Below are 17,840 nucleotides of genomic sequence, written 5' to 3'. Positions count from 1 at the left end.
CTTGGAATCGTGGATCGGATCCGGCCTATGCCCCCTCGCGCGACGGAATGATCGCGTTGGCGGCGCTAATGATGGCGGGACCGGCGTGGAACATGGAAAGCCTGTTGGAAGGTCAACCTAGCATCGATTTCCAGGCGCCACAAGGCGATTCGGGACTTCGTCCACGTGGGGCTCGCTCCCTCCTCGTGAAGCGATGTATAGTGATCCACCCTTCACCGGAGTCTTTGATGCCGCGCTTCCGTGCTTCCGCCGTGCTTCTCGTGGCCTGCGCCCTCGTGGCCCAGGACCGCGCGCCCCGCTTCGTCAGCTCGCCGGATGTGCATGGCGATCGCGTGGTCTTCACCTGGGAAAGCGACCTCTGGCTGGGCTCCCTCAAGGGCGGCGCGGCCCGCCGCCTGACATCGCATCCCGGCGTGGAGACCGCGGCCCGCTTCAGCCCCGATGGCAAGTGGATCGCCTTCAGCGCCCAGTACGACGGGGTCACCGAAGCCTATGTCATGCCCGCCGAGGGCGGCACGCCGAAGCGCCTCACCTGGAGTGGGTACGCCTCCGTGCAGGGCTGGACGCCGGACAGCCTCCAGGTGGTGGTCAAGGCCCTCGGCGGGTACGACCGCCGCCCCATCGAGCGGCTCTTCACCGTCGATCTGGAAGGCCACGAACCCGCGGCCCTCGCGGTCCCGCGGGCCGTCCAGGGCACGCTGTCGCCGGATGGCCAGCGCCTGGCCTACAGCTCCAAGGGGCATGTCGAGTACTACTGGAAGCGCTACAAGGGCGGCCTGCACCAGGACCTCTGGCTGGCGGACCTGAAGACCGGCGGCTTCACGAAGCTGACGGACTACGTGGGCCGCAACGGCGCCCCCATCTGGGCGGACGGCAAGGTGCTCTTCGAGTCCGACCGCGGCGCCGACGGCATCACCAACCTCTATGCGGTCGATCCCGCCACCAAGGCTGTGGAGCAGCTCACGGACCTGAAGGACTTCGACGTGCAGCAGCCCAGCACGGACGGCCGCACGGTGGTCTTCGAACAGGGCGGATACCTCCAGGCCCTGGACCTGGCCACGAAGACCGTCCATGCCGTACCCGTCACCACCGCCAGCGACGGCTGGAAGGTGGCGCGCCATCCCGTGAATCCCAAGGAGTGGATCCAGGCCATGAGCCTGACGGGCCAGACCGCCGTCTTCGAGGCCCGGGGCGAGGTCTTCCTGCTCCCCACGGACGCGGCGAAGCCTGCGAAGAACCTCACGCAGACGCCGGGCGTGCGCGAGCGCTTCCCGCGCCTGTCGCCGGACGGCAAGCGCGTGGCCTATTTCAGCGACGCCAGCGGCGACTACGACCTCTACGTGCAGCCCGCGGAGGGCGGCGCGGCGGAGCGCATCCCCACAGGTCTCAAGACCGCCCTCTACCACCTGACGTGGAGTCCGGACGGCACGAAGATCCTCTTCGGCGACAAGAGCTTCGCCATCTACGTCATGGACGTGGCCACGAAGAAGCTCACCAAGGTGGACGAATTCCACGACCTGAAGAACGACCAGTTCTCCTGGGAGGTGAGCGACTACACCTGGGCGCCGGACTCCCAGTGGGTGGCCTACTCGGTGGTGGAGCCCAGCCGCAACGGTCGCATCATCCTGTTCAACCTCGCCACGAAGCAGAAGGTGGCCCTCACGGACGGGTTCTACGACTGCGTGAACCCCGCCTTCGACCAGGACGGCAGCACCCTCTATTTCCTGAGCTACAGCAACTTCCACACGCAGCTCGATCCCAGCCAGGACAACCACATCCAGTCCGCGCCGGTGCAGGTCATGGCGGTGAAGCTGCGGGCCGGTGATGACAAGACCTCCGCCGTGTCTTCGCTTTCGGGCGCTTCCGCCTTCCGCATCGATGTGGCCGGGCTGTCCGACCGCATCGCGCCCCTGCCTGTGAAGCCCGGCAACCTCTTCCACCTCAAGGCCGGCCGCGGCATCGTCGGCTGGGACGAGGTCGGGGGCTGGGACGACAACGTGGTGGAGGAGTTCTACGCACCCCGCGGCGCCGACAAGTGGAAGCTGCACCTCTATGACGCCTCCGCCAAGAAGGACAAGGAGGTGGTGCTGAATGACGCCGTCAGTGACTGGACCTTCGATGCCGAGGGCAAGCGCCTGCTCCTCCGCAAGGGGCCGAACTTCCACGTGGGCGAGGCCGCGGCTGTGTTCACCTCCAAGGCCCTGCCCGAGAAGCTGGACCTGGAGCGGATGATCATGATCGCCGACCCCCGGGCCGAGTGGAGGCAGATCTTCGAGGACACCTGGCGCTGGTACCGGGATTTCTTCTATGACGCGAACATGAACGGGAACGACTGGAACGCCATCGGCGCCAAGTTCCGCGCCTGGCTGCCTGAGCTGAACTCCCGCCAGGAGCTGAACTGGCTGCTGAGCCAGATGGTGGGCGAGCTGTGCGTGAGCCACACCTATGTGTCCGGCGGCGACCTGGGCCCGGCCAAGCTGGCGCCCAGTCCGGTCCACCCGGGGTTCCTCGGCGCCGACTTCAAGGCCGAGAACGGCGTCTACCGCTTCACCAAGGTCTATGGCCCCACGGCCTACGCTCGCGACCTCAAGGCGCCGCTGGCCGATCCCGCGCCCAAGGTGAAGGAGGGCGACTACCTGCTAGCCATCGACGGCAAGCCCCTCAAGGCTCCCGAGGCCATCGAGTCCCGCCTCCAGGTCATCAAGGGCCAGAAGGTCACGCTGACGGTGAACGCGAAGCCCACCCTGGATGGCGCCCGCATCATCGAGGTCGAACCCGTCCCCAATGACGGATCTCTGCGCTATGAGCACTGGGTGGCCGGCAACATCGCCGCCGTGGACAAGGCCTCCAACGGCCAGCTCGGCTACATGCACCTCACGGCCATGGGCGACCAGAACATCGGCCAGTTCGACAAGTACTGGCGCGCCTTCCGCTACAAGAAGGGCATCGTCATCGATGTGCGCGGCAACGGCGGGGGCTGGACCGAGTTCTTCATGATCGACAAGCTGGAGCGCAAGCAGGTGGGCTTCAACGTGCTGCGCGGCATGGGGCCCTTCCGCTACCCCGGCACCGCCAGCGACGGTCGCTACGTCTTCCTCACGAATGAGCAGAACGGCAGCGACGGCGAAGCCTTCCTCGAGCACGTGAAGGCGCGCAAGCTCGGCACCATCGTGGGCGTGCCCAGCTGGGGCGGCCTCGTGGGCATCATCAACACCCAGCTCACCCTGGACGGCGGCCGCGTCGAGCAGAGCAACAACGGCTTCTACGGCCGTGAAGGAAAGTGGTGGGTGGAGAACCACGGCGCCGACCCCGACCTCACCGTGGAGAACGACCCCGCGAGCCTCCTGCAGGGCCACGACCGCCAGCTCGAAGTGGGCATCGAGGCCCTGCTGAAGCAGCTGCGCGACAACCCCACACCTGCCTTCCCCGCGGTGCCGGCGTATCCGAAGCGATGAGCCGTTCGCGGTAAAAGAAGGATCACTACCAAGGCACCAAGAAAAGACAAGGCAGCTGGCGATGGACGAGGAAGGACGGTGGTGGGAGAGTGATCCCAATAGCGTCCTCTTCGTTCATCTCCGTCTAAAGGAACTTAGGCGTCTGTAGAAAGGAGGGCCGAAGTGAGCACACTGCCTAAAATGAAGACGAGCCGATTTCTGTTATTCCGGCGCCTGATCATCTTTATTCTCGCCGGACTGCTGATCTGTTACCACATTTATACCCTGTGCGATCTGTATTTAAGTGTTGGAACTAGTACGCATACAACATTCGAATACGTGCAATCGGTCCTTCGAGTAATGATTACTCTCAGTTTATTGCTCGTCGTCTTTGGTAAACGCTGGGCATTGTATGGAATGTGGGCCGCTATCACCGGGCTTGTTGCGACGCACTATTGGGCGCACTTCGGGAAACTGCCCGTCGATTTCACCCTGGGTAGGCATCCGCTCTCCTATCTCAAGGGCTTTATTTTTCCGTCAATCATCACCATGGCATTCCACACTTCAAGCCAGAATGGCGATTCAAATGCAGACGCCTAACCTCCCGCTCAAGCCAGAACCCGCCTGCATTGCCATTCGCTCTCTCTCAGCATCTCGCTACCTCGGCTCCGCTCAGCGTCTCGGTGCAGGCGGGTCCGTTTAGCCTCATTCGACAGGCATCCCTGAAACGATCGAACCAAGAGACTCCCCATGCCCCCTCGCGAAATCTCCAAGCTGCTTTTCACGACGGTCTATCCGCTGTACGTGCAGAAGGCCGAGCGCAAGAACCGGACGAAGGAGGAGGTGGACACCATCATCTGCTGGCTGACGGGCTACAGCCGCGAGCAGCTCCGCCACCACGCCGCGGTCAATATTGATTTCCAGCATTTCTTCGACCAGGCCCCGGCGATCCACCCGAACAGTTCTCACATCAAGGGGGTCGTGTGCGGCGTTCGGGTCGAGGACATCCAGGACGCCATCACGCAGAAGATCCGGTATCTCGACAAGCTCATCGACGAGCTCGCGAAGGGCAGATCCATGGACAAGATCTTGCGCCAGTAAAAGGGGGTGGCCCGCCTGCAGGCCACCATCGCCACCTTGCGTCCCTGAACCGCCATTCCGAGTTCCGACCATGCCCCTCGACGACCAGAGCCTGACCGCCGCCCAGAGACAGACCTGCCCCCTTTGCGGCGGGCCGAACGGATGTGCCCCCGCCGCCTGCGGCCATCTGGACGCGCCCTGCTGGTGCACCACCGCCACCTTCAACCCGGCTTCGCTGGCATTGGTCCCCGAGAAACTCCGGAACGTGGTCTGTCTCTGCCGCCGCTGCGCCGAGGCGCCGCCACGTAAGGAAGTCAGCCACGGATGACCGCAGATGAACACCGATCAGGCGCGCTGGCTTTCATCCGTGTCTATCCGTGTTCATCCGTGGCAAAACTCCCTGCGGCATGGGATCAGAATCCGACGGTGTAGGCTCCATCCCGCATGAGCGGCGCGGCGCTGCCGTCGGCCATCGCGAGATCCACGGACAGCACCTTCACGTCGGGCTGAGTCTCGGGTACATAGACGCGATCGATGTGGATGACGGCCTCGGGGCCGCTGAAGTCCTTCGGTCCCACCTGGCCGCCGAAGTGGTCGCTGCGGCCGAAGGCGAGGTGGAGGCCCAGCTTCTCGTCCAGGAGGATCTCGCCGATGGGCTTCACGCCGAAGGCGGCGAGCACGCCCAGGCCCAGCTCGGCCAGGTTGCCGTAGGCGGGCTCCTTGGCGAGGTGGGCGGCCTCCTCCCGGGACTTCGGCCCTTCGGAGACGACTTCCAGGGCCTTGTTGCCCTCGAGGCGGTAGCGCACCACCTCAGCCCCGAACTGCACGGGCATCACGCCCGCCGTTCGGCTGGGATCGCCGTCACGCTCGCCCTCGTAGGGCACGATGTAGGCCTCGCCCGACGGCAGGTTCCCCGCCGCGCCTGGCGCGGGCAGCAGGCCGCCGGAGGCGTGGCCCGTGCGGTGGCGCAGGTCCACGAAGAGCTCGCAGGGGCCGTCGGGGGTGCCGAAGCGGAAGGCCGCGCCCTCGGCCCGGTCCAGCAGCTCCTTCAGGAGGTTCACGCGGCGGTTCACCTCCGTGTAGTCCAGGCGCAGGGCGGGGATCATGTCCGAGCGGAAGCCTGGCATGGTGGCGGCGCGGATGGGGTGGGTCTTCGCGGCGAGTTTGAGGGGGGCCGTGGCGGAGAACTTCGTGAGGGCGATGAGGATGGGGTGGCCAGCGTAGAGCTCGGCGAAGCTCACGGAGGCCGCGGGGTCCAGCGAATCGGCGGAGGGCAGGGGACCGCCGGCGTGGATCCAGGCGCGCTCGGGCAGGTCGCCGTTGTTGGTGTGGACGTTGGGGTAGACCACCAGCCGGGTCTCCAGCCCCAGTTCATGGCGGTGGGCGTTCAGCGTGTCAGCCCAGGCCTGGGCGATGGCGCGGCGCTCGATCCAGCCGGCGTCGTCCGGCACGTGCAGGTCCGGCAGGTCCACCAGGATGGCCAGGGCCTTGTCCTCCGGCCGCGGCTGGAACACCCGCCGCACCAGCGCCACCAGTTCGGGTCCCGTCAGGGCTTCGCTCATGCCTTCCTCCGCCTGCGAGGATGCCACAGGGCGGCGGGGCTGGCATCCTGGAGGGATGGCGAAGAAGAAGCGCGGGTGGGGCAGACGGATCCTGGTGGTCCTGGGCTGGATGCTGGGCCTGTTCCTGGGGGCCAGCGTGGTGCTGGTGGCCGTGTTCCGCTTCGTGCCCGTGCCCGTGTCGGCCCTCATGGTGCAGCGCCGGGTGGAATCCTGGTCCAGCGGCAGGCCCTATGTCTCCCATCATCGCTGGGTGCCCCTGGAGGACATCTCGCCCAGCCTGGGCGCGGCGGTGATCGCCGCCGAGGACCAGAACTTCCCGGACCACTTCGGCTTCGACTGGGACGCCATCGAGAAGGCCGTCCAGCACAACGAGCACAGCCGCAAGAAGCGCGGCGCCTCCACGGTCTCCCAGCAGACGGCCAAGAACCTCTTCCTGTGGAACAGCCGCTCCTGGACGCGGAAGGGCGCGGAAGCCTGGTTCACGCTGATGATCGAGCTGGGCTGGTCGAAGAAGCGGATCCTGGAGGTCTACCTGAACATCGTGGAGTTTGGGGACGGTGTTTACGGGGCCGAGGCCGCGGCCCGCACCTACTTCGGCAAGCCCGCCAAGCGCCTCACGCCCGGCGAGGCGGCCCTGCTGGCCGCCGTGCTCCCCAACCCCCGCAAGTTCCGCGCGAATGCACCCAGCGAGTACGTCCGGGGACGCCAGGCCTGGATCCTGAACCAGATGCGGCAGCTGGGCGGTGAGCAGATGGTGAAGGAGATGGAGGCGAAGCTGTAGGCCTCAGTGCCACACCAGATCCCCCTCGCGGGGGCTGTGGCGCAGCTCGACGGCGCCGGCCTGGGCGCAGAGGGCGGGGCCCTGATCGAAGCGCTGGGCCAGGCCCTCCGGCAGGCCGGAATGCGCCGCGACGCCCACCCAGCCGTCCCGGCCGGAGCGCTTGGCGGCGTAGAGACAGCGGTCGGCCACGCGCACCTGGTCCTCCCAGGAGGCGGCCTCGAGGTGGTCTGACTGGAAGGGGAAGAGCGAGAAGCCGATGGAGCAAGTGATCTGGATGGGTTGCGGCAGGTCCAGGTTGAAGGCGTGCTCCCGGATGGCCTGGTGGAGGCGCGCCACCACGGTGGCGGCGCCGTCGAGATCGGCGGTGTGGCCCACGAAGAGGATCTCCTCGCCGCCCCACCGGATGAGGAAGTCGGACTCGCGGGCCTCGTGGCGGAGGACGTCCGCCACCTGCTTCAGGGCCAGATCGCCCGCGGCGTGGCTCCAGGTGTCGTTCACGCGCTTGAAGTGATCCAGGTCGATCATGGCGAAGACGAGGCAGGTCTCGCTGGCGCTGTGCTCCGCGGCCAGGTGGTCGCGCTGGGCGCGCAGGACGAGAGCGATGACCGGGGGCAGCTCCTCCTCCAGGTAGCGCCGGTTGCGCAGGCCCGTGAGGGGGTCCGTCGTGGAGATGGTGGCCAGGGCGAGGTTGCTCAGCTCCAGGGCTTCGGTGCGCTGGTAGACCAGGACCTTCAGTTCCTCGTTGCGCTTCTCCAGGAGGCGCAACCGCCACCGGAAGGCCATCAACCCAGCGCACACGGCCAGGCCGCCCCAGACGGGCCAGGCCCACCAGCGCAGCCACCATGGGTGCAGCACCAGGAAGGTCACGGCGGCCACGGGACCGGCCGTGCCGTCATCCAGCAGGGCCCGGACTTCCAGCCGGTAGGGGCCGGGCGGCAGGGCCTGGTAGCGGAGGTCCTGGGTCGGGATGTCCACCCAGCCCTCGTCGAGGCCGGTCAGGCGGGACTGGAAGCGGATCCGCCCTTCGTGTTCGAAGGTCAGGGAGGTGAAGTGGGCGGCCAGCGTGCGGTTCCCGTAGGGCACGGGTCCCAGGTCCACGGGGCCCGCGAAAGGGTGGCTCCATTGGCGGTCCCCCAGCCGGAAGGAGACGAAGAGGGTCGAAGGCGGATTCTGGGCCTGGAACCGCCGCTCGGGGCTGTGGTGGAGGAGTCCCGCCGTGGAGCCGAACCAGACGCCTCCATCCGCGTCCACCCAGGTGGAGAACGGATTGCAGTCCGTGCTCGTCAGGCCGTCCTCCCGCCTGAACAGGCGGTGCTCCGTCCCATCCACCCACTGGACGCCCCGGGGACCGCCCACCCACAGGCGGCCTGCGGCATCCGTCGCCAGGCTGTAGACCGAATCGCTGGCGAGGCCCTCCTTGCGGGTCCAGTGCCGCACCACCCTGGGTGCCTCGCCCCGGAGGTCCACGAGCGTGAGCCCCATGGGCTCCCGGTAGGCCACCCAGGCGGTTCCGTCGGGCAGGGGCGCCAGGGCGGCGAGGGGGGCTGGCCGGAGGCCGATGTCTGGCCCCCAGGTCCGCCAGGTGTCGCCGTCCTGGCGGGCCAGTCCTTGTCCTGTCGCCGCCCAGAGGCGGCCCTGGGCGTCCTCGTGAAGGGCGGTGATGGCGTCCTCCGCGGTGGTCCCGGGGATCTCCGCCCGGTGGAATTCGGGATGACCGGCGGGATCCGAGACGCGCCACAGGCCGTCATGAGTGGTTCCCACCCACAGGTCGCCGTGCCGGTCGAAAAGCAGTGCCACAGGGAGCGCCGGAGCCTTCGAGGGAGGCAGCTGGATCCGCGTCAGCCGTGACCGATCCGGGCTGATGCGGACCAGGAAGGGGTGCTCACCGGCCCCCCAGATGGACCCATCCGCGCTTTCCCTGAGCGCGTAGAGCACCAGCCCTGCCGCTGCGGGGAAGGGTGCCGGGCCCTTGGCCTCTATGCGGGCGAGGCCGCCGCTGGTGTCGACCCAGAGCACGCCGGAGCGGTCCCGCAGCAGGCCCCAGATGTTGTCCGCCGGCAGGCCGTCCAGCCGCGTGAAGTTCTCCCAGGCGCCACGGCCGAGGAGACGGTGCAGCCCCAGGCTGGCCACCCAGAGGTTGCCCGCGGCGTCGACGAAGGCCTGGTTGGCCCAGCCCGAGGGCAACCCGCGGCTTTCGTCCAGGATCCTCCAGGAGCGATCGGTGAAGTGGAGCAGGCCCTTGGCGGTGGGGACGAACACGCCGCCGTCGCCGTCGGGGCAGAGGGACTCCTCGTAGAAGCTGACGCCCAGGGGTGGGAGACCCAGAGCCGGAAGGGTCAGGCGCGTGCCCTTGGGGGCGAGCACGCGCAGCTGGCTGGGAGTCCGAACCCACAGGGTGCCCGAGCGGGTCTTCAGCAGGGCCTTCACCTGCTCGGCGGGCACCCCTTCGTGGGCCGACCAGGCCTTCCAGGTGCCATCTCCGCCGCGCTGGTAGAGGACGGATGATCCGCCCACCCAGAGGGTCTCGCCGTCCAGGCCCAGCGAATAGGCTGGGCCGCCCGGCCAGCCTGGGGCCGGCTTGAAGTGGGGTTCGCCATCCTCGCTCTCGAACAGCCCCGACTCCGCGGCGACCCAGACGCTGCCCTGGGTGTCGAGCAGGATCTGGTGGATCTGCGCCCTGGCCAGGGGATCTGCGGGGTCGAGGGTCTGGATCTGGCCCTGGCGCAGCAGGCAGAGGCCTGCTCGGGTGCCGATCCAGAGGCTGCCGTCCTCGTTGGGGCCGAACGCACGGACCCAGGCCGAGGGCAGGCCTTCGGGGAGGCTCCACAAGCGGAAGCCCGTGCCATCGAAGCGGTAGGCGCCGCCTTCAGTCCCCACCCAGAGGAAGCCCTCCGCGTCCTGGGCGATGGTGCTGAGGCTCGTGTGCTCCAGGCCCTCCGCCGGGCCGTAGCTTCGGAAGACCATCCGCCCGGAGACGGGAAGGCCTGCAGCCGGAGCGTCCAGCGCGAGGCTGGCGAGCAGGAGGAGGCGGGCGAGGTGGAGGAGGAGGCGCATGGAACGGTCAGATTCCATCCTATCGGATGATGGACGCCGGATCTTTCCTATTGGTGGGATGGCCGAATCTTTCCATGGGACTGACCAGTGGGGGGATCTAGATCACGGATTCCCGACCTGTCGGTTTTCAGTGTCAGCGCGAGGTATAGAATGAACCATCTTTCAGGAGGAATCTCATGAAGCCCCCCGTTCGCGTGGCCGTGACCGGCGCAGCCGGCCAGATTGGATACAGCATCCTCTTCCGCATTGCCAGTGGCGCGATGCTGGGCGAGGACCAGCCGGTGATCCTGCAGCTCCTGGAGATCACCCCGGCCCTGAAGGCGCTGAACGGCGTGGTCATGGAACTCAAGGATTGCGCCTTCCCCCTGCTGGCGGGCGTCGTCACCTCCGATGATCCCAAGGTCGCCTTCAAGGATGCGGACTACGCGCTGCTCGTGGGCGCCCTGCCGCGCAAGGCCGGCATGGAGCGCAGCGACCTGCTGAACGCCAACGGCGGCATCTTCAAGCCCCAGGGCGAGGCCCTGAGCGAAGTGGCCAGCCGCAACGTGAAGGTGCTGGTGGTGGGCAACCCCGCCAACACCAACGCCCTGATCGCGCTGTCCAACGCGCCCAAGCTCAAGCCCAGCCAGTTCCACGCCATGGTGCGCCTGGACCACAACCGTGCCATCTCCCAGCTCGCCGAGAAGACCGGCAAGCCCGTCACCGCCATCCAGAAGATGACCATCTGGGGCAACCACAGCACCACCCAGTTCCCAGACCTCTACCACGCCACCGTCGACGGCAAGAACGCCTACGAGCTGGTCAATGACCACGAGTGGTACGAGAAGACCTTCATCCCCACCGTCGCCAAGCGCGGCGCCGCCATCATCGAGGCCCGCGGCCTCAGCAGCGCCGCCAGCGCCGCCAGCGCCGCCATCGCCCACATGCGCTCCTGGGCCCTGGGCACCCCCGAAGGCGACTGGACCAGCATGGCCTTCCCCTCCGACGGCAGCTACGGCGTGCCCGAGGGCCTGGTCTACGGGTTCCCCGTCACCGTGAAGAACGGTCAGGTGGAGATCGTGAAGGGCCTGGAGATCAATGCCTTCAGCCGCGCCAAGATGGACGCCACCGCCAAGGAGCTCGAAGAGGAGCGCCAGGCTGTGAAGGACCTGGGCCTGGTCAAGTAGGAATCCCCTTCAGCAGGGAAACCAAGTGGAAGCGCGGGGGGAGCGATCCCCCTGCGCTTTTTTACAATGGCGAACCGGGGTCTGGAACCTATGCTTGGTTTGAGCCGGAGGTGGACCATGATCGAACAGGTCGAACGGCGCAAGAAGCCCTGGAGCCGGATCGTCGGAGTGGAGCGGCGGGCGGCGCCGCTGCACGATCTGGCCGGACACCCCCTGCCTGATCCCACGCGGCTGGAGGACGAGGAATTCGTGGCCGCCCAAGCCGAACTCGAGGCGGCCAGGAGGAAGTCCGCCAGGAAAGGCGAACCGAAAGATGATCCGGACTGGTTCGACTAGACCTTTCGTGTCTTGACAGGTAGAAATCCCTGGAGGACAGTGGCCGGGCTTCCAGGATTCGCATGGCCCATGTCGCCTTCACCCGCAACCTCCAGCGCCACGTGGCCTGCCCGCCATGCGCGGTGGTGGGCGGCACGGTGCGGGAGAGCCTGGAGGCGGCCTTCACCCTGTATCCGAGGCTGCGGGGCTACGTGCTGGATGAGCATGGCGCCCTGAGGTTCCACATGGCCGTCTTCGTGGATGGCGCGCCCATCACGGATCGCTGGGGGCTCAGCGATTCCGTGTCCGAGGCCAGCGAGATCTACGTCATGCAGGCCCTTTCCGGAGGCTGAGATGGACCAGCTGCTGATCTCCACCCGAAAGGGGCTCTTCTCCGCCCGCCGCACCCAGCGGGGTGTCTGGGACCTGGAATCCGTGTCCTTCCTGGGCGACAACGTCTCCCTGGCCATGCAGGATCCCCGCGACGGCGCCTGGTACGCGGCCCTGGACCACGGCCACTTCGGGGCCAAGCTGCACCGATCGAAGGATCGCGGCGCTAGCTGGGAGGAGGTCGGCGTGCCCGCCTATCCCACCCCGCCCGAGGGCCATGTGGAGAAGGACTTCCTGGGCCGGGAGATCCCCTGGCGCCTCATCCGGTTCTGGTGCCTCACCCCGGGGCTGGCCTCGCAACCGGGCCTGCTCTGGGCGGGCACATTGCCGGGCGGCCTCTTCTGGAGCGAGGATTCCGGCGCCACCTGGCACTTGGTGGAATCGCTCTGGCACATGCCGGAGCGCCGCAAGTGGGCCGGCGGGGGCGCCGACTCGCCCGGCATCCACTCCATCTTCGTCGACCCCCGGGACGGGAACCGCGTGGCGGTGGCCGTCTCCAGCGGCGGCGTGTGGCGCACGAAGGACCTGGGGAAGACCTGGACCGCCCACACCAAGGGCATGCGCGCCGACTACGCGCCGCCGGAGCTGGTGGAGGCGCCGGAATCCCAGGACCCGCATCGCATGGTGCAGTGCCCCGGGGCGCCGAACGTCTGGTGGGTCCAGCACCACAACGGCATCTTCCGCAGCACGGACGACGCCATGACCTGGACCGAGATCAAGAACGTCAAGCCCTCGGTCTTCGGCTTCCCCGTGGTGGTGCATCCGAAGGATCCCGACACGGCCTGGTTCGTGCCCGCCATCAAGGATGAGCGCCGCATCCCCGTGGAGGGCCGCGTGGTGGTGAACCGCACCCGCGACGGCGGCCGAACCTTCGAGACGCTGGGTCGCGGGCTGCCCGAATCCTGGGCCTACGATCTGGTCTACCGCCACGGGCTGGATCTCGACGACAGCGGCGAGCGCCTGGCCTTCGGCTCCACCACGGGTTCCGTGTGGATCAGCGAGAACAGCGGCGATGACTGGATCACGCTCGCGGAGCACCTGCCGCCGGTGCATGCGGTGCTGTTCGTGTAGCGGCCGGGTACCATGGACGACTGGCGCGGCGGACCCTCCGCCCGCCGCTTCCCGGAGAATCCGTGACCCGAATGGCCCGCACCCTGGCCGCCCTGATGTTCGGCGGCACCCTGCTGATGGCGCAGCTCCCCAACCCCCTGGGCCTGCCGGATCCCCTGGGCCTCTCCAAGAGCCCCGCGCCGAGCCGGGACGGCCGCCGAGCCGAGCGGAGGCCCAGCCGTGAGCGGGACCACAGCAAGCACAAAGGTCACCAGAAGCGCGAGGGGCGGGAGCGCAAGGGGCGTGACCGGCACTAAGGCCTGATCCCGGAGAGAGGCGGCGTGAGCGAACGGCGGATCATCTTCCAGGGGAACCGCCTCTGGCTTGCGCCAGAGGCGGTTCTTCCCGAGGTCGAGGCGGAGCTTCAGCTCCGCCTGCCGGAGGGACATCTGGCGCTGAGGGTGGCCGAGGATCATCCGGTGCCCGAGGGCGTGGAGGCCGTGGGCCTGCGCGATGCCTTCCCGCGCATGGACCCGGAGGCATGGGCCCGGGCGGGCCGGGCCAGCCAGTGGCTGGAGTGGGCGGCGGGACACCGCTTCTGCGGGAGCTGCGCCACGGCCCTGGAGCCTTGCGAAGGGCCCGAGGCAGGGCATGGCCGCCGCTGCCCGGCCTGCGGGCGGACAGTGTTCCCCTCCAACGCCACGGCCATCATCGTGCTCATCCAGCGCGGGGCAGGGGCGGCGCGGGAGCTGGCCCTGGCGCGCTCGCCCCACTTCAAGCCCGGCGTGTACAGCGCCATCGCCGGCTTCACCGAGCCCGGCGAATCCCTGGAGCAGGCCGTCCACCGCGAAGTGGCCGAGGAGCTGGGCATCCGCGTCCACCGCCTGCGCTACTTCGGCAGCCAGCCCTGGCCCTTCCCCAACGGCCTCATGGTGGCCTTCCTGGCCGACCACCTCGACGGCGAGCTGCGGCCCGATCCCGCCGAACTGGAGGACGCCCGCTGGTTCCGCCTCGATGCCCTCCCCGACCTGCCCGCCCCCCTCAGCATCGCGAGGTGGATGCTGGATGCGGCCGTGGCGGGAAAGACGGATCAGCCACAGATGAACACGGATTCACACGGATGAAAGCAAAGGGCGGGATCGCTCCCGCCCTTCCGTCTTTCTCTGCGTTCTCCGCGTTCTCTGCGGTTGGCGTCTACTAGCTGCACCCGGTGGTGGCGCCACAGGTCTGGCACTTCATGCAGGCGCCGTTGCGGACGAGGGTGAGGTGGCCGCACTCGGGGCAGGGGTCGCCGGTGTAGCCCTTCTCGCGGGCAGCCTGCGCAGCGGAGACGGCCTTGGCCGCGCCCACGAGCACGGGCTGGAGGACCGGCTGCGGCGCAGGGGCGGGCGCAGCGGCGGCGGGTTCGGCGCCGCCGGCCTCGGGGAAGGGCAGGGGCGTGCCCGTGGGCAGGCTGGGCAGGGCGCCGGCCAGGCCGGGTGCCTGGCTACCGGGGCGCAGGCCCGTGGCGGCGTTCACGATCTGCTCGGGCTCCACATGGGCCAGGTCGTAGCGGCCCAGGTAGCTGATGGCCAGCTCGCGGAACACGAAGTCGATGATGCTGGTGCTCATCTTGATCGTGTCGCTGCCCATGACCATGCCGCCAGGCTCGAAGCGAGTGAAGAGGAAGGCGTCGCAGAACTCTTCCAGGGGCACGCCGTGCTGGAGGCCCATGCTCACGGCGATGGCGAAGCAGTTGAGCACGGCGCGGAAGGCGGCGCCCTCCTTGTGGATGTCGAGGAAGATCTCGCCGAGGCTGCCGTCCTCGTATTCGCCGGTGCGGAGGTAGAGCTTGGTTCCGCCCACGGTGGCCGCCTGGGTGTAGCCGCCCCGGCGGTTGGGCATGCGGCGCCGGTAGGTGCGCACCAGCTGCTGAGTGAGGGCCTGGGCGACGGCCGGGGCCTTCTCGGTGGCGGTGGCGGACTCGTCCAGCAGCGTGTCGGCGCCGTCCAGCAGGTCCAGGTTGGTGGCCATGGCCTGGCTCATCTTGGAGCCGTCGCGATAGAGGGCCACGGCCTTGAGCATGAGCTGCCAGCTGGCTTCGTAGATCTTCCCGATTTCGCCCACGGTGGCCTCGGCGGGCAGGTTGATGGTCTTGCTGATGGCGCCGCTGAGGAAGGGCTGGGCGGCGCCCATCATGCGCAGGTGGCCCAGGGGCGCGATGTAGCGCTTGCCCGTGCGGCCGCAGCGGTTGGCGCAGTCGAAGATGGGCAGGTGCTCGTCCTTGAGGTGAGGCGCGCCCTCCACGGTCATGGTGCCGGCCAGGGCCAGCAGGAAGGTCTCCACCTGCTCGGCGCTGAAGTCCTTCTTCAGGCGTTCGACGTCGATGGCGTAGGCGGGATCGAAGGCCGTGGGGAGCTTCTGCTCCACGACGGCGATCTCCTCCTCCGCCCAGCCGGCACCCTTCAGCATGGAGCGGGTGATGCCGGGAGTCTCGTCGGTGATCTGGAGCCAGCCCACCACGTGGCGCTCGATCTCGTGGATCTGCGCGGGGGCGTAGCCCAGACGGGCCAGGGCCTCGGGGATGGCGCGGTTCACCAGCTTGAAGTAACCGCCGCCGGCCAGCTTCTTGAACTTCACGAGGGCGAAGTCGGGCTCGACGCCGGTGGTGTCGCAGTCCATGAGCAGGCCGATGGTGCCTGTGGGCGCCAGCACGGTCACCTGGGCGTTGCGGTAGCCCCACTGCTCGCCGTAGGCGAGGGCGGTGTCCCAGCTTTCGCGGGCGGCCTCGACGAGGCTCTTGGGCACGCCGGCGCCCGTGAGGCCCTGGGGCACGATGGAGAGCTGCTCGTACTCGGAGTCCGGGGCGTTGTAGGCGGCGCGGCGGTGGTTGCGGATGACGCGCAGCATGTGCTGGGCGTTCTTCTGGTAGCCGGGGAAGGGGCCCAGCTCCCGCGACATCTCCGCGCTGGCGGCGTAGGCGTCGCCCGTGAGGATGGCCGTCAGGGCCGCGCACCACTGGGTGCCCTCGGCGCTGTCGTAGGGGATGCCCATGCGCATGAGCATGGCGCCCAGGTTGGCGTAGCCGAGGCCCAGGGTGCGGAAGTCGTAGCTGCGCTGGGCGATAGCTTCGCTGGGGAACTGGGCCATGAGCACGCTGATCTCGAGGACCACGGTCCAGAGGCGGATGGCGTGGCGGTAGCCCGCCAGGTCGAAGCCGCCGTCGTCCGTGAGGAAGGTGCACAGGTTCAGGGAGGCCAGGTTGCAGGCGGTGTCATCCAGGAACATGTACTCGGAGCAGGGGTTGCTCGCGTTGATGGGCCCGTCCTCGGGGCAGGTGTGCCAGTCGTTGATGGTGGTGTTGAACTGGATGCCGGGGTCGGCGCAGGCCCAGGCGGCCTTGTTCACCTTCTCCCAGAGGTCCCTGGCCCGGAGCTTCTTGCTGGTCTTGCCGTCGATGCGCCGCTTCAGGTCCCAGTCGCCATCGATCTCCATGGCGCGCATGAAGGCGTCGGGCACGCGGACCGAGTTGTTGGAGTTCATGCCGCCCACGGTGTAGTAGGCGTCGCCATCCCAGGAGGTGTCGTAGCCCTTGAGGTCGCGGTCGAAGTCGCCGTCGGCCAGGCGGCCCAGGCACTGGGTGAGGAAGGCCGGCGGCACGCCCTCGCGCTTGGCGCGGGCCAGGGCCTTGCGCAGGGCCTCGTTGGTCTTGGGATCGGCATCCTTGCTGGTGGAGCCCTCCACGGACTGGCAGAGGGCGTCCCAGTGGCGGCGCACGACGGCGCTGCCGGCGGCCAGCATGGCGACCTTGCGCTCCTCGGTCACCTTCCAGTCGATGAAGGCCTCGATGTCGGGGTGGTCCAGGTCGAGGCAGACCATCTTCGCGGCGCGGCGGGTGGTGCCGCCGCTCTTGATGGCGCCCGCGGCGCGGTCGCCCACGGCCAGGAAGCTCATGAGGCCCGAGCTGCGGCCGCCGCCGGAGAGGGGTTCCTCCGAGCCGCGCACCTTGGAGAAGTTGGTGCCCGTGCCGGAGCCGTACTTGAAGATGCGGGCCTCGCGGGTCCACAGGTCCATGATGCCGCCCTCGTTGACGAGGTCGTCGGCCACGCTCTGGATGAAGCAGGCGTGGGGTTGGGGGCGCTCGTAGGCTGAGGTGGAGCGGGTCATCTCGCCGGTCCGCGGGTCCACGTAGCTGTGGCCCTGGGCGGGGCCCGAGATGCCGTAGGCGAAGTGGAGGCCCGTGTTGAACCACTGCGGGGAATTGGGGGCGCACATCTGGTCGGCGAGCATGTAGGTCAGCTCGTCGTAGAACGCCTGGGCGTCGTCGGCGGAATCGAAGTAGCCGTGGGTCTCGCCCCAGTGGCGCCAGCAGCCCGCCAGCCGGTGGAAGACCTGGCGCGCGTCCTTCTCCCCGCCGTTCTGGGCGTCGATGCCCTTCCGGCGGAAGTACTTCTGGGCCAGGATGTCCACGGCCACCTGGGACCAGGCCTCCGGCACCATCACGTCCTTGGCCTCGAAGACCACGGTGCCGTCGAGCTTGGAGATCCGGCTCGTCCGGGGGACGAAGCGGAAGCCTTCCAGGGGGTCGTGGGCAGCCTTGGTGAAATGGCGGGAGATCTTCATGGTCGGTCCTGGGGGTCGGGGTGGGGGGGGGAGCGGTTCGAGGAGAAGGCTTTCCCGGAGGCGCGCAGAGCCGTCCCCTGTACCGGGGCGCTTTGGGGGGTGACCTCTATGGGTTGTGCCGGGAGAAAAGGATGGCCCCAACATGTGGGGGTGTCAAGGGCGCCCCACCGGATTTTTCCAGCAATTAAAAAACCCCATGAAATCCGTCACTTCGAGGGCCGGTGCGCCTCCGCGGTGGCCCCTTTCCCTGGCGCGACCTCCCCCTTCCGGACTACCCTGTACCCAAGCCGGGCCCCATGCATCGGGGTGCGATGAACCGGGTCAGGTCGGAAGAAGCAGCCCTAAGTCGTTCCCCCGAGTGCCGTGGCAAGCCCGGCCCTTTTGCGCCTGCGCAAAAGGGCCGGGC

14 protein-coding genes and 1 other RNA gene are annotated in these 17,840 nt (G+C 68.1%); 12 read left to right on the top strand and 3 right to left on the bottom strand.

Translation table 11 applies throughout. The features are described 5' to 3' along the window. The first annotated feature begins 227 nt into the window (after nucleotides 1-227). From ML539_RS05665 to ML539_RS05650, 4 genes are all read left to right on the top strand, one after another. Nucleotides 228-3,455, top strand: a complete 3,228-nt coding sequence (locus ML539_RS05665; RefSeq protein WP_243321506.1) for a S41 family peptidase — start codon at nucleotides 228-230, stop codon at nucleotides 3,453-3,455. Between the two features lie 162 nt (nucleotides 3,456-3,617). Then, nucleotides 3,618-4,034: a hypothetical protein gene (locus ML539_RS05660; protein WP_243321504.1), complete on the top strand. Its 417-nt coding sequence runs from the start codon at nucleotides 3,618-3,620 to the stop codon at nucleotides 4,032-4,034. 150 nt (nucleotides 4,035-4,184) lie between these two features. Further along, nucleotides 4,185-4,535 (top strand): DUF2200 domain-containing protein, encoded by a 351-nt coding sequence (locus ML539_RS05655; RefSeq protein WP_243321503.1) that lies wholly within the window; start codon nucleotides 4,185-4,187, stop codon nucleotides 4,533-4,535. A 70-nt stretch (nucleotides 4,536-4,605) separates the two neighbouring features. Continuing rightward, nucleotides 4,606-4,842: a cysteine-rich CWC family protein gene (locus ML539_RS05650; protein WP_243321501.1), complete on the top strand. Its 237-nt coding sequence runs from the start codon at nucleotides 4,606-4,608 to the stop codon at nucleotides 4,840-4,842. A gap of 85 nt (nucleotides 4,843-4,927) precedes the next feature. On the opposite strand, the gene ML539_RS05645 is transcribed toward ML539_RS05650, so the two are convergent. Then, nucleotides 4,928-6,076: a hypothetical protein gene (locus ML539_RS05645; protein ID WP_243321499.1), complete on the bottom strand. Its 1,149-nt coding sequence runs from the start codon at nucleotides 6,074-6,076 to the stop codon at nucleotides 4,928-4,930. Nucleotides 6,077-6,131: 55 nt separating this feature from the next. On the opposite strand from ML539_RS05645, the gene mtgA reads away from it, so the two are divergent. Further along, the gene (gene mtgA / locus ML539_RS05640; RefSeq protein ID WP_243321497.1) at nucleotides 6,132-6,857 is read left to right on the top strand and encodes a monofunctional biosynthetic peptidoglycan transglycosylase; all 726 of its coding nucleotides are present in this window, start codon (nucleotides 6,132-6,134) and stop codon (nucleotides 6,855-6,857) included. A gap of 3 nt (nucleotides 6,858-6,860) precedes the next feature. On the opposite strand, the gene ML539_RS05635 is transcribed toward mtgA, so the two are convergent. Next, complete coding sequence (locus ML539_RS05635; protein WP_243321495.1) at nucleotides 6,861-9,911, bottom strand: ligand-binding sensor domain-containing diguanylate cyclase; 3,051 nt, start codon at nucleotides 9,909-9,911, stop codon at nucleotides 6,861-6,863. Between the two features lie 176 nt (nucleotides 9,912-10,087). Between ML539_RS05635 and ML539_RS05630 the strand changes: the two genes are divergently transcribed. The 6 genes from ML539_RS05630 (at nucleotide 10,088) to nudC (ending at nucleotide 13,956) form a co-directional block, all read left to right on the top strand. Continuing rightward, nucleotides 10,088-11,077, top strand: coding sequence for a malate dehydrogenase (locus ML539_RS05630; protein WP_243321492.1), 990 nt, complete (start codon nucleotides 10,088-10,090; stop codon nucleotides 11,075-11,077). Nucleotides 11,078-11,194: 117 nt separating this feature from the next. Beyond that, the gene (locus tag ML539_RS05625; RefSeq protein ID WP_243321490.1) at nucleotides 11,195-11,413 is read left to right on the top strand and encodes a hypothetical protein; all 219 of its coding nucleotides are present in this window, start codon (nucleotides 11,195-11,197) and stop codon (nucleotides 11,411-11,413) included. Between the two features lie 62 nt (nucleotides 11,414-11,475). Beyond that, the gene (locus tag ML539_RS05620) at nucleotides 11,476-11,745 is read left to right on the top strand and encodes a MoaD/ThiS family protein (protein WP_243321487.1); all 270 of its coding nucleotides are present in this window, start codon (nucleotides 11,476-11,478) and stop codon (nucleotides 11,743-11,745) included. Between the two features lies 1 nt (nucleotide 11,746). Continuing rightward, on the top strand, nucleotides 11,747-12,853 hold the full coding sequence (locus ML539_RS05615; RefSeq protein WP_243321485.1) for a hypothetical protein: 1,107 nt from the start codon (nucleotides 11,747-11,749) through the stop codon (nucleotides 12,851-12,853). A gap of 62 nt (nucleotides 12,854-12,915) precedes the next feature. After that, the gene (locus ML539_RS05610; RefSeq protein WP_243321483.1) at nucleotides 12,916-13,149 is read left to right on the top strand and encodes a hypothetical protein; all 234 of its coding nucleotides are present in this window, start codon (nucleotides 12,916-12,918) and stop codon (nucleotides 13,147-13,149) included. A gap of 24 nt (nucleotides 13,150-13,173) precedes the next feature. Next, complete coding sequence (gene nudC / locus ML539_RS05605) at nucleotides 13,174-13,956, top strand: NAD(+) diphosphatase (RefSeq protein ID WP_243321482.1); 783 nt, start codon at nucleotides 13,174-13,176, stop codon at nucleotides 13,954-13,956. Between the two features lie 73 nt (nucleotides 13,957-14,029). Here nudC and ML539_RS05600 read toward each other — a convergent pair whose 3' ends face one another. Further along, the gene (locus ML539_RS05600; protein ID WP_243321479.1) at nucleotides 14,030-17,434 is read right to left on the bottom strand and encodes an adenosylcobalamin-dependent ribonucleoside-diphosphate reductase; all 3,405 of its coding nucleotides are present in this window, start codon (nucleotides 17,432-17,434) and stop codon (nucleotides 14,030-14,032) included. A gap of 285 nt (nucleotides 17,435-17,719) precedes the next feature. Here ML539_RS05600 and ffs point away from each other — a divergent pair. Continuing rightward, nucleotides 17,720-17,815, top strand: an RNA gene (gene ffs / locus ML539_RS05595) — signal recognition particle sRNA small type. The last annotated feature ends 25 nt before the right edge of the window (nucleotides 17,816-17,840 follow it).

The sequence above is a fragment of the Geothrix sp. SG200 genome (assembly GCF_022808935.1).
GTDB classification, from domain to species: domain Bacteria; phylum Acidobacteriota; class Holophagae; order Holophagales; family Holophagaceae; genus Geothrix; species Geothrix alkalitolerans.
The sequence above is the reverse complement of the archived record's forward strand: the minus strand, read 5'-3'. Positions and strand labels throughout refer to the sequence as shown.